This window comes from Veillonella parvula (assembly GCF_024461875.1).
Taxonomy (GTDB): Bacteria; Bacillota; Negativicutes; order Veillonellales; family Veillonellaceae; genus Veillonella; species Veillonella parvula_I.
Genome location: NZ_JANGAL010000067.1, coordinates 1 through 257, shown reverse-complemented (window position 1 = coordinate 257; position 257 = coordinate 1). Strand labels below are relative to the sequence as shown.

At 42.0% G+C, this 257-nt stretch carries 1 protein-coding gene; it reads left to right on the top strand.

Annotation, left to right across the window (positions count from 1 at the left end; all coding sequences use genetic code 11):
* Positions 1–257, top strand: a 257-nt coding sequence (locus tag NE668_RS09885; RefSeq protein WP_256196813.1) for a sialidase family protein, incomplete at both ends; no start/stop codon positions are given.

Sequence of the window (257 nt, the reverse complement as noted above, 5' to 3'; positions counted from 1 at the left end):
CAACTTCAAGAGCTATCTGACATTTGATGAAGACGGAAATGAACAGTGGAGCGAGCCGGAAAGATATTTAGCTGATTATAGAAGTATCGAAAGCAAATATGGAATCTGTGAAGTCGGAATGTTCCGCTCACCGGATGGAAAACGGATCATGGCGCTGGCAAGAAGTGATAAAAAACCAAACTTATCCGTGATGTTCTATTCTGATGATGAAGGAAAAACATGGAGTAAACCGGAAGAAATGCAAGGTTCGCTTGCAG